This window comes from Xanthobacter dioxanivorans, assembly GCF_016807805.1.
GTDB lineage: Bacteria > Pseudomonadota > Alphaproteobacteria > Rhizobiales > Xanthobacteraceae > Xanthobacter > Xanthobacter dioxanivorans.
The window spans coordinates 2,343,496-2,356,599 of the sequence record NZ_CP063362.1 but is presented as its reverse complement, the minus strand read 5'-3'; the positions used below and the strand labels follow the sequence as shown (position 1 = coordinate 2,356,599).

Annotated in this window: 17 protein-coding genes; 6 read left to right on the top strand and 11 right to left on the bottom strand. The window is 66.5% G+C overall.

Annotated features, from left to right (window positions below):
• Positions 1-209: 209 nt before the first annotated feature.
• Positions 210-746, bottom strand: coding sequence for an iron response transcriptional regulator IrrA (irrA, locus tag EZH22_RS11120; protein WP_269902917.1), 537 nt, complete (start codon positions 744-746; stop codon positions 210-212).
• Between the two features lie 264 nt (positions 747-1,010).
• On the opposite strand from irrA, the gene EZH22_RS11115 reads away from it, so the two are divergent.
• Positions 1,011-1,541, top strand: a complete 531-nt coding sequence (locus EZH22_RS11115) for a disulfide bond formation protein B (protein ID WP_333473722.1) — start codon at positions 1,011-1,013, stop codon at positions 1,539-1,541.
• An 8-nt stretch (positions 1,542-1,549) separates the two neighbouring features.
• Here EZH22_RS11115 and EZH22_RS11110 read toward each other — a convergent pair whose 3' ends face one another.
• The 3 genes from EZH22_RS11110 to EZH22_RS11100 form a co-directional block, all read right to left on the bottom strand.
• A complete protein-coding gene (locus tag EZH22_RS11110) occupies positions 1,550-2,107 on the bottom strand; it encodes an HNH endonuclease (protein ID WP_203195682.1) in 558 nt (185 codons plus the stop codon).
• A gap of 137 nt (positions 2,108-2,244) precedes the next feature.
• A complete protein-coding gene (locus tag EZH22_RS11105) occupies positions 2,245-2,946 on the bottom strand; it encodes an alpha/beta hydrolase (RefSeq protein WP_203195681.1) in 702 nt (233 codons plus the stop codon).
• A gap of 47 nt (positions 2,947-2,993) precedes the next feature.
• Positions 2,994-3,644, bottom strand: coding sequence for a DNA-3-methyladenine glycosylase family protein (locus tag EZH22_RS11100; protein WP_203195680.1), 651 nt, complete (start codon positions 3,642-3,644; stop codon positions 2,994-2,996).
• Between the two features lie 137 nt (positions 3,645-3,781).
• Here EZH22_RS11100 and gluQRS point away from each other — a divergent pair, with 137 nt between their 5' ends.
• Positions 3,782-4,696, top strand: coding sequence for a tRNA glutamyl-Q(34) synthetase GluQRS (gene gluQRS, locus EZH22_RS11095; RefSeq protein WP_203195679.1), 915 nt, complete (start codon positions 3,782-3,784; stop codon positions 4,694-4,696).
• On the opposite strand, the gene EZH22_RS11090 is transcribed toward gluQRS, so the two are convergent.
• Together EZH22_RS11090 and EZH22_RS11085 are read right to left on the bottom strand one after the other, a co-directional pair.
• Positions 4,675-5,616, bottom strand: a complete 942-nt coding sequence (locus EZH22_RS11090; protein ID WP_203195678.1) for an AEC family transporter — start codon at positions 5,614-5,616, stop codon at positions 4,675-4,677. The genes gluQRS and EZH22_RS11090 overlap by 22 nt on opposite strands.
• 10 nt (positions 5,617-5,626) lie before the next feature.
• The gene (locus EZH22_RS11085; protein WP_203195677.1) at positions 5,627-5,938 is read right to left on the bottom strand and encodes a hypothetical protein; all 312 of its coding nucleotides are present in this window, start codon (positions 5,936-5,938) and stop codon (positions 5,627-5,629) included.
• Positions 5,939-6,414: 476 nt separating this feature from the next.
• On the opposite strand from EZH22_RS11085, the gene EZH22_RS11080 reads away from it, so the two are divergent.
• Together EZH22_RS11080 and EZH22_RS11075 are read left to right on the top strand one after the other, a co-directional pair.
• The gene (locus EZH22_RS11080; protein ID WP_203196849.1) at positions 6,415-6,609 is read left to right on the top strand and encodes a hypothetical protein; all 195 of its coding nucleotides are present in this window, start codon (positions 6,415-6,417) and stop codon (positions 6,607-6,609) included.
• 38 nt (positions 6,610-6,647) lie between these two features.
• Positions 6,648-7,247 (top strand): SCO family protein, encoded by a 600-nt coding sequence (locus EZH22_RS11075; protein ID WP_203195676.1) that lies wholly within the window; start codon positions 6,648-6,650, stop codon positions 7,245-7,247.
• Here the strand turns inward: EZH22_RS11075 and EZH22_RS11070 are convergent.
• Complete coding sequence (locus EZH22_RS11070) at positions 7,192-8,295, bottom strand: glycosyltransferase family 2 protein (RefSeq protein ID WP_203195675.1); 1,104 nt, start codon at positions 8,293-8,295, stop codon at positions 7,192-7,194. The two genes, EZH22_RS11075 and EZH22_RS11070, sit on opposite strands and share 56 nt — an antisense overlap.
• A 146-nt stretch (positions 8,296-8,441) precedes the next feature.
• Between EZH22_RS11070 and EZH22_RS11065 the strand changes: the two genes are divergently transcribed.
• Positions 8,442-8,948, top strand: coding sequence for a hypothetical protein (locus tag EZH22_RS11065; RefSeq protein ID WP_203195674.1), 507 nt, complete (start codon positions 8,442-8,444; stop codon positions 8,946-8,948).
• Between the two features lie 196 nt (positions 8,949-9,144).
• Here EZH22_RS11065 and EZH22_RS11060 read toward each other — a convergent pair whose 3' ends face one another.
• A complete protein-coding gene (locus EZH22_RS11060; RefSeq protein WP_231711423.1) occupies positions 9,145-9,423 on the bottom strand; it encodes a DUF6471 domain-containing protein in 279 nt (92 codons plus the stop codon).
• Between the two features lie 106 nt (positions 9,424-9,529).
• Here EZH22_RS11060 and EZH22_RS11055 point away from each other — a divergent pair, with 106 nt between their 5' ends.
• Complete coding sequence (locus EZH22_RS11055) at positions 9,530-10,486, top strand: IS1595 family transposase (protein ID WP_203195673.1); 957 nt, start codon at positions 9,530-9,532, stop codon at positions 10,484-10,486.
• 15 nt (positions 10,487-10,501) lie between these two features.
• Here the strand turns inward: EZH22_RS11055 and EZH22_RS11050 are convergent, their stop codons facing one another.
• The 3 genes from EZH22_RS11050 to EZH22_RS11040 all read right to left on the bottom strand — a co-directional run bounded on the left by EZH22_RS11050 (position 10,502) and on the right by EZH22_RS11040 (position 13,104).
• Complete coding sequence (locus tag EZH22_RS11050; protein WP_203195672.1) at positions 10,502-11,137, bottom strand: hypothetical protein; 636 nt, start codon at positions 11,135-11,137, stop codon at positions 10,502-10,504.
• A gap of 35 nt (positions 11,138-11,172) precedes the next feature.
• Positions 11,173-11,385, bottom strand: coding sequence for a hypothetical protein (locus tag EZH22_RS11045; RefSeq protein ID WP_203195671.1), 213 nt, complete (start codon positions 11,383-11,385; stop codon positions 11,173-11,175).
• A gap of 249 nt (positions 11,386-11,634) precedes the next feature.
• The gene (locus EZH22_RS11040; protein WP_203195670.1) at positions 11,635-13,104 is read right to left on the bottom strand and encodes a hypothetical protein; all 1,470 of its coding nucleotides are present in this window, start codon (positions 13,102-13,104) and stop codon (positions 11,635-11,637) included.

Here is a 13,104-nt window from a genome sequence, read left to right as displayed (position 1 = left end):
GAGGCGAACCCGGCGGAAATCTCCGCGTCTCACCCGTCTGCGGCAATCGGACGGTCGTCCGGGCTCGCCACGGGGCACGCTCTCACGCCGATGCCGCCACAGCCGACCAGACTCTTCCCGGCGACGGAGGGAGAACGGGCGCAGCCCAAACCCATCCCGCACCCTCAAGCAACAGCCTTGGTTCGCAGCGCGCTTGGTCGCAGCGGGTGTCAGCCGCGATTCGTACCCTTGCGGCGCAGGCGCACCACCACGTCGACGCGGGCCACCTCGTAGCCTTCCGGCGGCTCGGGCAGCAGGCTCACCGCCACGTCCGTGGCCGGAATGTCGACCAAGTCGTTCTGGCCTTCGAGGTAGAAATGGTGGTGGTCGGAGGCGTTGGTATCGAAATAGGTCTTGGATCCGTCGACCGCCACTTCGCGCAGGAGGCTCACCTCGGTGAACTGGTGCAGCGTGTTGTAGACCGTGGCGAGGGACACCGGGAAGCGGGCCTTGATGGCCTCCTCGTGGAGGATTTCCGCGGTGACGTGACGATCACCCTTGGCGAAGAGCAGCCAGCCGAGGGCGAGGCGCTGGCGCGTGGGGCGAAGGCCCACTTCCTTCAGCATCTCGCGTACGTCATGGAAGGGGCAGCCCGTGCGACGCGCCGTGCTGATGTCCCGCAACTGAGCGACGGGGAGGACCGGCTCGTCGTGGATATCATGGCCCGCGTTGAACGGGGCACCGAATGTGGAGCGGGAGCGGGGCATCTCGTTCATTTCGGCTGCAATCTTCGTAGCTATGACCAAAATATGCCGCCGCCGGAGAAACGCAATGCGAATGCCTCCGAAGACGACTAGCAAATTTATACCCCATGCCGCACCGCAGCGCCATACGGATGCCCCTGAGTAAGAACAGTTCCAAGGTGTTCGGCCACCGCCCGCCCCCTGCTCACCCTCCACCGGGATCCGGGTCACATGCACGGCATCGTCCGCCGGGGGCATGGACAAAGCCGTCGGCGGGGAGCTATCGCCTTGCGCGTCGAATCCCGCCGCCGTCCGGAAGAGGCCTTTTCCTTGCCCCTGCGTCATCCTCAAACCGCATCGCTGCTGGTGGTGGCGGGCGCCGTCTTCGCCCTGGCGGCCGCATGGTATTTCCAGCTGGTGGTTGGCCTTGTCCCCTGCCCGCTCTGCCTCGACCAGCGCCTGCCCTATTACGCCGCTGTTCCCATAGGCTTGCTGGCGTTCGCGGCGGCGCGCGGCGGGCGTTCGGGCGTGGCGCGGGTGCTGCTCGGGGTGCTGTGCCTGGCCATGGTCTGGAATGCCGGCCTCGCCGTCTATCACGCTGGCATCGAGTGGCACTTCTGGCCCGGCCCCACCACCTGCACCGGCACGCCGGTCCTGTCGGACGACATTCTCTCCTCGCTCAGGACCGCCAAGGTGCCGCGCTGCGACGAGGCCGCATGGCGCCTCTTCGGCATCTCCATGGCCGGGTGGAACGCGCTGATCGCCGCGGGCCTTGCGGTCGTCGCCTTCCTCGGCGCGACAACCGGTCGCAAAGCCTGAGCGTCGGCTCAGGGATCCAGCTCGGTATCCCAGTAGAGATAATCCATCCAGCTTTGGTGGAGATAGTTGGGTGGGAAGTGGCGGCCGTTCTGGTGCAGATCGTGCACGGACGGCTGGAAGGGCATCTGCGCCGGCCACATGCCCGCATCGCCCGGCATATGGCCGCCCTTGCGCAAATTGCAGGGGGAGCAGGCGGCAACCACGTTTTCCCAGGTGGTCTGGCCACCCTTCGAGCGGGGGATGAGATGGTCGAAGGTGAGGTCGTCGCGAGAGCCGCAATACTGGCAGGAGAAGCGGTCGCGGAGAAAGACGTTGAAGCGGGTGAAGGCCGGTTGTCGTGTGGGCTTGACGAAAGTCCGTAGCGAAACAACGCTGGGCAGCCTGATCTCGAAGCCCGGACTTCGCACCGCCTTGTCGTAATATTCGACGATGTTCACCCGATCGAGGAAGACCGCCTTGATCGCATCCTGCCAGCTCCAGACCGACAGCGGATAGTAGCTCAAGGGGCGGTAATCCGCATTGAGCACGAGCGCTGGCCAAGCCCCGGGTGACAAAGCAGTGGTCAAGAGACCCAACTCCTCGTCTTGCTCACCGAATCGCACCTAGCGATCCCGTGCGCGGGCGATACTCTATATGCAGCGTGTCATTCTTGTGAAGCGGGCCGCCAATCCACCCCGCGCACCTGCGGATACTGGACGCCGGCTCAGGTCCGTCGCCGGCCCAGGAATTCCGCAAGGAAAGCCCCGCCATGGGCAAGGCCCGCATCGTCGATGCCGTGGCCCAGACCCGGGCTCAGATGCCATTCCAGCGGCACCCCCGCTTCGGCGAGCCCGCGCGCGGAAGCAAACAGCGCCTCGGCCGGGACGACCTCGTCCTCGGTGCCGTGCACCAGCAGCACCGGCGGCCGCGCGGGGAGCACCATGTCGCCCCGCCCGCCGGCCGCCTCCGCCCACATGCCGGAATAGGACACCACCGCCGCCGGCGCCACGACGGCGGTGGTGGCGATTTTCAGCGCCATCATGGCCCCCTGGCTGAAGCCCACCAGAGCGAGGCGTTCGGGCGGCAGGTCATATTTGGCGAGTTCCGCCGCCAGGAATTCCCGCAGAATGGGCGCGGCCCCCTCCGTCCCGCGGGTCAGCTCGTGCGGATCGCGGAAGGTGAGCGGGAACCACTGGCGCCCCATGGGCGCACCCTCGCAGGGATCGGGCGCGTGGGGCGAGACGAAGGCGGCGCCGGGCAGGAGGTCGGCCCAGGCCTTGCCGATGTCGATGAGGTCCCGGCCGTCGGCGCCGTAACCGTGCAGCAGCACCACCAGCGCATCGGGATCGCCGCCGTGGTGGGGGCGCAGGCTCGGGCCTTCGAGGATGGGATCGTCGAGGGAGACACCGTCGAGGGGAAAGCGCATGGCGGTCACCAGAAATGCGGGGCGCCGCAGGGAGCGAACCGGGCCGGTCAGGCCGGCGCGCCCTGCCGCGCCCGCCGCGCGCCATAATAGGCCCAGAGCAGGTGCGCCGCCACGCCGCGCAGGGGCCGCCAGTCCTCGGCGATCGCCTTCAGCCCGATCGGCGTGCACCGGCCGCCCAGATCGAAGGCGTCGCCCAGGGCCACCTGCAAGGCGAGGTCGCCATGGGGAAAGGCATCGGCGCGGCCGAGGCAGAACAGGAGATAGATGTCGGCGGTCCACAGCCCGATGCCCGGCAGGCGGGTGAGTGCCTCCGCCGCCGCGTCGGCCGGCAGGCCGGCCAGCCGGTCGAGGTCCTCTTCCCCCGCCGCGAGCGCCCGCGCGATGCCGGTCAGGGTGCGGATCTTCGGTGCGGACAGGCCGGCGGCGCGCAGCGCCTCGGGGGTCGCCGCGAGCATGGCCTCAACGCTGGGCGGGCCACCGAGGGTCAGCTCCAGCCGGCCGAAGATGGCGCGGGCGGAGGCCACCGACAATTGCTGCGCCACCACCACCGCGGCGAGCCCGGCAAAGCCCGGCGGACGGCGCCGCAGCGCCGGGCGGCCGGCCACCGCCACCAGCGGGGCGAGGCGCGGATCGAGGCCGACCAAGTCGTCGAGCGCGCGGTCGAACACCGCCTGGTCGGAAAGATGTGGCTCCTTCATCCTGCCCTCCCGAGGCAGCGCTGGGCGGCGCCGGCCGCCGCGCTGGCGGTCCGACCGCAACTCTTTGGTCCGGTGGATCAACTTTTCGCACCGGATGGGTACCATCCGTTGCCGTTGATCCCCTAGATGTTCCGCTCATGTGCGTGCCCGCCGTCCCCTTCGTGTGCCGATTCGCGCCGAGCCCCAATGGCCGGCTGCACCTCGGCCACGCCTTCTCCGCCCTGATGAACGCCGAGGCGGCGCGGCGCATGGGCGGCACCTTCCTGTTGCGCATGGAGGATATCGACGCCACCCGATGTCGCCCGGAATACGAGCAGGGCATTCTCCAGGACCTCGCCTGGCTCGGCGTCGCCCCGGACGCGCCGCCGCGCCGCCAGTCGGCGCATTTTGCCGATTATGCCGCCGCCCTCGCCCGGCTCGACGCCATGGGCCTCGTCTATCCCGCCTTCGAGAGCCGCTCCGACATCGCCCGCGCCGTCATCGAGGCGGAAGCCCGCACCGGCCGGCCCGCCCCGCGCGATCCCGACGGCGCGCCCCTCTTCCCCTTCCCCCGCGCGGTCCTCACGGACGCGGAGCGCGCGTCCCGGCGCGTGGGGGGCACCCCTTTCGTGGTCCGGCTGGACATGGCCGCGGCGCTGGCAGCGGCCGCAGGCGACCGGCCGCTCGCCTGGCCGGAAGCGCGGGATACGCCCGAGGGGCCGCGCGAGACGGTGGCCGCCGACGCCGCGGCCTGGGGCGACGTGGTGCTGGCGCGCAAGGAGGTGCCCACCTCCTACCACCTCTCGGTGGTGGTGGACGACGCGGCGCAGGGCATCACCCACGTCATCCGGGGCATGGACCTCTATCACGCCACGTCCGTGCACGTGCTGCTGCAGCGCCTCCTCGGCCTGCCCACGCCGGTCTACCACCACCATCGGCTGATCCTCGACGCGAGTGGGCACAAGCTGTCGAAGAGCAACGCCGCCACCAGCCTCGCCGCCCTGCGCGCCGGCGGGGCGACACCGCAGGAGATCCGGCGGCGCCTGGGCCTTCAGCCCACGCCCAGCACGTAGAGCCAGAAGGCCACGCTCACCACCGCCAGCCCGGTGGACATGGACACCGCGCTGGTGGAGGTGCCCACGCCGATGCCGTAGCGCTGGGCCAGGAGATAGCCGTTGATGCCGCTGGGCATAGCGGCGAACAGCACCGCCACGCCGGCCCAGACCGGCGGCATGGTGAAGACGAAGGTCAAGGCGAGCACCGCCGCCGGGTGAACGAGCAGCTTCAGCACGCAGATGAGCGCCGATGGGGCGATGTCGCCCCCCGCCATGCCATAGCGCTTCAGCGACAGGCCGAGGGAGATGAGCGCACAGGGCGTGGCGGCGGCCGCGAGGAGATCCACCATCTGCTTGGGGACGCCGACGGCCTGGATGTCGAGCACGCGCGCCAGGGCCCCGGCGTAGATCCCGACCAGGATGGGGTTGAAGGCCAGCGCCTTCACCAGCTTCACCAGGGTGCCGCGGGAGAATCCGGCGCTGCCCTCGAGCAGGACGGTGGCCGCCACCAGCATGACCGGCAGGTGGATGGCGATGAGAAGGAAGAGCGGCACCGCCCCCTCCGGCCCATAGGCCTTGAGGATCAGCGGCACGCCGACGAACACGGTGTTGGCCTGTCCGGCGGCGAAGCCGTGGATCACCGCTTCCTGCCGGCCGCGGCCGAACAGCCTCTCCGCCGCCAGCATGGCGAGGCCGAAGACGAAGAAGGCGCCGACGAAATAGGAGATCCAGTAGCCCCAGGGCTGCGCCTGCGGCAGCTGCGACTCGCTCAGCGTCTTGAAGATCAGCACCGGTACCGACAGGGAGAACACGAACTCCGCGAGGCCGTCCGTCGCCCGTTCGCTGACGAGACCGATCCGGGCGGACAGGTAACCCACCGCCACCATGCCGAAAACCGGCAGGACGATGATGGCGATGTCGGCAAGCGTGTTCAGCATGAGGGCTCCGTCAGGCCGCGGCGCCAAGCGCGCCCGCGATCGGCGCCGCGGCGGGCGCGAGGGCGGCATCGCGCACGCACACCAGGGTGGACAGGCGCATGTGCAGGCGCGTGGCGAGATCCGCGGTCGCGGTGAATTCGAGCTCCACCGCGCAGGCCTCCGCGGTGGAGGCACAGTCGATGCGGTGCGGCAGCACATCGTGGATCACGAACGGCTCGAGCAGACGCAGCAGGGAATTGGGATCGGGCTCCGCCTCGACGACGAGACGGTAGAGCCCGGCGCCGGCCGTAGCGGCGCCGTCAGGGAAGGGGACGTGGGACATGGGGAGTGATTTCCGGAACAGAACGCGCAGATGCGCCGCAAGCGGTGCGAACAAAGGCCGCAGGGCCCCGTTTGGGTCGCGCCGCTGGACAGCCTCCGGAACGGCGCGTCAGTTGACCCGGCCGACCCCGTCGACCGGGCGGGGAATTCGCCGCTTGGCCACGAAGTGGCGCAGGCTATCGTTTCCGGGCTCCAGCATGGCCCGAACCTAGGACGGAGGCGGATTGGCGTCAACGCCCGGACAAATCGGTTTAGCCGCCGTTTGCAAAGCGCGTCCGGGCCTGCATCGGAACGCTGCCTCGCTTTCCGGCCATCCCCCCACCCCCGGCACGGCGCCTCAAGCAGGCCGCGGCCGCGATTCTTGCGGCTGCGCAGCCCGCAACTTGCCGCTTTCCATGCCCGGCCGGGGCGAGATTGGAATTTACCGCCGGTCCGCGCTAGTCTTGCGCCATGGGGAGCTGGCCCGGCGAGTTTGAAATGGCGCACATTCACCATCCGCAGGTGGTCGAGGCGCCGCGCACCGCGGAGCGGAACGCGGCGGGGCGGGTGGCGCTGGCTGTCCTCGCTCTGTTCGCGGGAGCCCTGTTCGCAGCGGCGGCGCTCCTGTGGCAACGCTACGGCGCCACCGTCTTCTTCGACATCCTGAACGCAGGCATCGCATCCTGCCTCTGATCCCGCCTGGAGCCGCGCCGGACGGGCGCAGGAGAGCCATGTCCCAACGCAGCAGATTGATCGTCCTGTTCTCGGCGTTCGCCGCCGGCGCCCTCGTGCTCGTCACCGCCGTCACCATGCTCATGCCGGCGCCGGTGCCGAAAATCACCAGCACCGGCACGGCGCAGGTCGGCGGGCCATTCAGCCTCGTGGACCAGGACGGCGCCCCGGTGACGCAGGCCATTCTTGCGGGCAAGCCGAGCCTGATCTTCTTCGGCTTCACCCATTGCCCGGACGTTTGCCCTACCGCCCTGTTCGAGATGTCGGAGATCTTCGCCGCCCTCGGCCCCGACGCGAACAAGGTGCAGGCCTTCTTCGTCACGGTCGACCCGGAGCGCGACACGCCGTCGGTGATGAAGTCCTACCTCGCGAGCTTCGCGCCCCAGTTGAAGGGGCTCACCGGCACGCCGGAGGCGGTGGACGCCATGAAGAAGGAATATCGGGTCTATTCCCGCAAGGTGCCGCTTTCCGGTGGCGACTACACCATGGACCACACGGCGGTGGTCTATCTCATGGACAAGACCGGGGCGTTCGTCGCGCCGTTCAATTCCAAGCGGCCGCCGGCCGACGCTGCGGCGGAGCTGAAGCGCTACTTCTGAACGCATCGTTGGCCGGCTCCCGTGCCGGCTCCCTTGCCGGCCCGCGGCGCCGGCCGAGGCCGTGCTCGGTCTTGCGCCAGAAATGCGGTCGCCGCACCAGCTCCCCCACCGCCCGCCAGGCGGCCACCGACAGCAGCAGCCAGTAGGCCGGGATGGTGAGGATGATCCACCAGCGCACGGGCAGCCCCCGGCGCCGGAGCCCCGCGACCGCCGTCACCGCCGAGCCGGCATAGCCCGCAGCCAGGGTCGAATAGGTGAGCGCGGAGGTGAGAACCTCCGCCAGCGTGTCGCAGGGCAGCCCCACCACACCGCGCACCACGTCGCCGGCGAAGAGGGCGAGACAGAAGGGATGCACCAGGGCTGCCGCGAAGGGGCCGGCGGTGAGCACGCCGAGGGCGAGCGTGCCGCGGGCGCCGAGATCGCGCACCAGCACCCGCGGGCTGCGGCTGTGCACCAGCAGCGTCTGCGCCCAGCCCTTGAGCCAGCGCGTGCGCTGGCCGAGCCAGGCCTGCGACGTTACCGGCGCCTCCTCGTAGGTGGTGGAGGCGATGACCCGGGTGGCCCAGCCGGCGCGGGCGAGGCGGATGCCGAGGTCCGCATCCTCGGTGACGTTGAAGGGGTCCCAGGCACCCACCTCCTCCAGCACCCGGCGGCGGAAGTGGTTGGAGGTGCCGCCGAGCAGGATGGGCAGGCCGAGCGCGCTCAGCATGGGCATCAGCACGTCGAACTGGCCGGCATATTCGGCCGCGAAATGGCCGGAGATCCAGCTGTCCTCGCCATTGTCCACGCACAGCCGCGCCTGCACGCAGGCCACCGACGGCCCGCCGGCGCGGAAGGCCTCCAGCGCCCGGCGCAGCTGGTCCGGCTCGGGCAGGTCCTCCGCATCGTAGATGGCGACGAAGGTGCCGCGGGCGAAAGGCAGCGCCACGTCGAGCGCCTTCGGCTTGGTGCGTGGCCCGACCGGCGGCACCGCCAGCTCTTCCATATGCGGCGGAAGGCCCTCCGCGGCGATGGCGGCGCGGGTGCCGGCATCGTCCTCCTCCACCACCAGCTTGATGTCGAGCTTCTCGGGCGGATAGTCGCGGGATTAGGTAGCAGACGCACCAAAGGCCATACTTATCCCCATACTCGCACAAACGCGGAACATATGAGATGGGGTCTTGCGCGCGGCTGATTCATATGGTGATATGAGCCATGACACGGCTTGTTGACATCGCCGCCATTGAAGCGCGCCGCAAAGAGATTGCGGCAGAGCTAGAACGTCTCGAAAGGGAGATGGACGAGCTTGATATGGCGCTTCGCGTTTTCGGCAGGTTCTGGGTTCGGGATGATCCCCAGCCGACCGCGGACCCCGCCCCAGCTTCGGCGGACGCTGCGGCTAGGCTGGGACCTGCTCGCCCGGATGGTATCCCGAGCAATTATGACATGGCTGTCCAAGCTATCGGCGACGCAACCAAGGTGGGCCGAAAGGGGCTTACAGCCGCAGAGCTGGTGGAAGAGATCGGAAGGCGCTGGTGGCCCGGGGTGCAGGGGCCGCAGGTTCTTCCCATCATGTATCAGTTCGCGAAAAAAGGCCGACTGAACAAGGGAGATGACGGCTATTTCCGCCTCCCTACCATGGCCGAAACGAATGAGGCCCCTGCGAATGCAGAGGCCCCAATCAATCCTTCGCCCACGGAGGACCAGACCAGCGCTGAGTAGTCGCTGGGAAAGGAGAATAAGATGTACGAGTACCCGAGCTTCGGCGTTATCCGAACCGGCGCACCACCGCCGGGATCGGTTCCGATGCTATTGATACGTTGACACCTTATATCGGCGGCTGGCGCGAGCCCGTCGCCGACATTCATTTTGTACCGCTCTAGGCAAAAAATGTCAATGTCTCATATGCTTATGCACTTCATATGAGGGCAATTACACCGCAAGCCATTGTAAAAGAGTCACTTTTGTCACCCGTCCGATAACCGGACCTGCTGAACGCCGATGGCGTCGAAACACTGAAGCATGAATACCGCCGTGAACTTCCCCTTGAGAGCTTGTTGCGCACGTTTGGCTCGGATTCCTCGACGCCGATGGCGGCAAGCTTCTCAACCAGGTCCGCATAGGTCACGTTCCGGCGCTTCAACTCCGCCTTGAGCAGGCCCTTGACGCGGGCCTCCCAGTCTATCGCTTCCGCCATTGGCAATCCTCCGAACGATGATTGCCATCATATACGATACATTTGCCCTTGACTACAGTGCATAATGTCATCATATAGGATGCATACGCATCGGAAATGATGACAAATGGCCCAGCACTTCCTCCTCTCCGCCGCCGCCCGCACCCTCTCCCTGAAGAGCATCTATCAGGGCGGCGAGGAAAAGGCCTACAGCACGTTCTGCAAGGTTCGCTGGGCTGACAACGATGGCAAGCCGGTCTGCCCGCGCTGCGGTTGCGTTGAGGCCTACAGCATCACCACCCGCCGCAAGTTCAAGTGCGCTGGCTGCTATCACCAGTACAGCGTCACCAGCGGGACCATCTTCGCGTCGCGCAAGATGAGCTTCACGGATCTCCTCGCTGCCATCTGCATCTTCGTTAATTCGGCCAAGGGCATCTCTGCCCTTCAGCTTTCCCGCGACCTCGACTGTCAGCACAAGACGGCTTTCGTCCTTTCCCATAAGCTTCGGGAAGCCATGTCGGCCGAAGTCCATGCGCAGACCGTGGGCGAGAGCGTCGAGATTGATGGGGCTTACTTCGGCGGCCACATCCGCCCGGCGAACGTCAAGGAAGACCGCGTTGACCGCCGCCTTGCTCGGCACCAGACCGGCAAGCGCCGCGTGGTCATCGCCCTGCGTCAGCGCGGCGGACGGACCCTCACTTTGGTAGGTCGGTCGGAAGCCGAGGGCGTGGAAATCGCCAAGCGCGTCGCCGATCCCAACTCAACCTTCTATGCCGATGAAGCCGCCCATTGGGACGCTCTGCACGGCACGTTCACCACGCATCGCATCAACCACAGCGAGGCCTATAGCGACCTCGCTGGCACCAACACCAATCAGGTTGAGAGCTTCTTTTCCCGCCTTCGCCGCATGGTGGCTGGGCAACACCACCACGTTTCTCCGCAGTATCTGCATCAGTATGCGGACCACGCGGCTTGGCTTGAGGATCATCGCCGGATGGACAACGGAACGCTCGCGCACCGCGTTGCGGGCCTTGCGATGGCGCATCCGGTCAGCCGGGTGTGGAAGGGGTATTGGCAGCGCTAGTTTCCAGCGCGTCGTTTAGCCCACGCACCAATGATAGAAATCGCGCACTAGAGGGATGAGGCCAACAAGACTTGCAATGGACCCCAAAAGAGCAATCCACGTTATCGTTCTGGCGTACTTTTTGATAAATTCAATGTTATCAAGCTTTAGCTTTTCGCACTCATTGATTCGCTTGTAAAGCTTTGCAATTTTCGGAATATATTCTTCTGCGAGTCGCTTGTATTCGGCGCTTCTGGTGGCGCGGTCTTCCCTGCTGCCTTTCACGATATCCTGAGCGGCCTCGATTTCTGGAAAAAGATCATCAAATTCAGGAACAAATTTTATGATCTTTTTCTTTCCATACCGCTGCAGGGTTTCATTTACCCTTGTGTGAACAACAAAAATAATAGCGTCTGTAATGTCGTGATCTGCGTTGACCAAGTAAACCTTGGCCGTCTTTAGCTGATCAACGCGATATTGTTCGATATCTTCTTCTAGCAAGTTTGGCGGCGGGCTAAGTGAGTCAACAATGCGACGGCCGGCGTAACGCATTTCGTTGATCGCAGCGACGATAGCCTCACCCCGGATCGCCTCGGCTTCCTTTGCCCTACCCTCAATCCTATTCCACTCCTTCGCGAGTTCCGCGAGGAGGTCAGACGCGCTGATGGTCATGAAGAATCGCTTGGCCGGATATAGTTCCGGCCAAGTTAGGTGCGAAATGAAATCTTCGCAACCTTCCGGCGTTCCGCCTCAAGGTCATCGGTAGTGACGAATGCGCCCATTTGAACGGCGACATTACCACGCGAGAGGCGTGAGGCCGCGCGCCGACCAGTGCAGCGATCAAAATCGTCCTTGGCTATGTCGGCCGCATAATCGCGACCGGCCAGTAGCCGGTATAAGTCGCGAGCGAACACGAACATCTTAGCCACCTTCCATCTGAACGTGCGCGGCGCTATATCCGAGCACGTAGCCTGTCAAGTCACAATTCCCTGAATGTGACCAATTCATTAAAGGCTTGACCTCTTATGCACTGCTATTTGCTAAGAAATCAACGCTACGGGCTAAAAAAAGTTTCGTTAAGAAAACCATTTAAAATCAGAATGTTGATCGAAAGCTGGCTTAAAAAGGCCCCCGAAAAATCGCCGGAGATATTGTGGATAACTAAAATGTCAAGCCCCCAAGGGTTGCGGCACGGTCCACAGCCTCACCCCGCAGCGTCTCCCGTCTCCGGAAATCCCGCCGCCACGCCTCTCTTGCAAGCGCAATGCCTGTACGATGCGAAGCGCGATCGTCTTTCGCAGTATGCGGTCGCTTTCGTCCATGCCCTTCGTACGGATGACCTCCAGCGCGAGTTCTCTCGTGTCTAATGGACCGCGCTGTCGCAGGGCTTGCCTGCATGTCTCTGTCATCTCGCCGCGCCGGAACAGCCGGTGAATTTCAGCGTACGGCGCGACTACGCCCGGCGTAGTCGGGTCGATCTCGTACAGCCGGATTGTCGCGTTGATTGCAGACAGGTCGCGTCTCGCGTCTGCTATCTGCCGTTCCATGGTGCCTATATAGGCCTCAATGGTGTCCCTCTTACGGCGGAGGGTGGTTAGGACTTGTGGGTCTGCGGCCATGTGGTGCACCCGGTTGCACGGAACCACAAAGCCTAGCGCATCCCATCCGATGCATACACCATCGTTTGTGGTGCGTTTGCTACCTAATGCCGGATAGTCGAGGCCGGAGAGCGAGGCCACCAGCCCCGGCACGCTGGCCGCCTCGCGATAGAGCGGCACGAGGATGGAATAGACCGGCAGGTCACGCTCGCGAAGGCTCGGGCGCTCGTCGTCCGGCGGCAGGAACAGGCTGCCGGCGATGCGCAGCGCGATCCAGGACAGGAACAGCAGGGACAGCAGCGCCTGCACCGCGAGCACGCCCGCATCCGGCGCCAGCGCGAGCAGACCGGCGAGCGGCAGGCCGGCGCAAAGTCCAATGGCGGCAAGGGTTCGCGCCGGGCGCAGGGTCGCCGCCGACTTCAGCGGATCGGCCGCGGCGAGGGCGGCGACCGCACGCTCGGCCAGAGCCTTGCCGGTGGTGGCGAGCACATGCCGGCGCAGGGCCGCCGGAGCGACGAGGCGCGCCCGCCGGGCCAGGCCCGCATCCGCCCGCAGGGCCCGGAACAGGCGCCGCACCTCGCGTCCGCGCGCCGCCATGGTGAAGGCCGGGCGTCCGCCGCCGCCGGCGGACTCCAGCAGCACGCCGGTGCGGATCACCGCCGCCGCCATGGCCGCGTCGGCCGGTGCGTCCTGCGGACCGAGCACCGCCACCGGGAGGCCGAGATGGGCGGCGAGGCGGCGGGTGGCGGCTTCCCCCTCGATGGCGCCCTGGGCGACGAGGACCTCGTCGGCGCCGACACCGATGCGACGCGCCCGTGTCGCCGCGGCGTCGAGCGCATGTCGTGTCAGGTGGCCGACGAAGGGTCTCAGCTCGGGGGGAAGGGGCCGGCCGCCGGCGGCCCGGGCGGATGCCGGGTGACCGGCGAGGGCGGCATCGTCCGCGCCGCCCGCCGGCTGCGGCCGGCCGGGCGCCGCATCGACGCCATGCATCTCACCGGCGCGCGGGCGCCCCTTGCCCACGGGCCGCGCGTCCCCCAACAT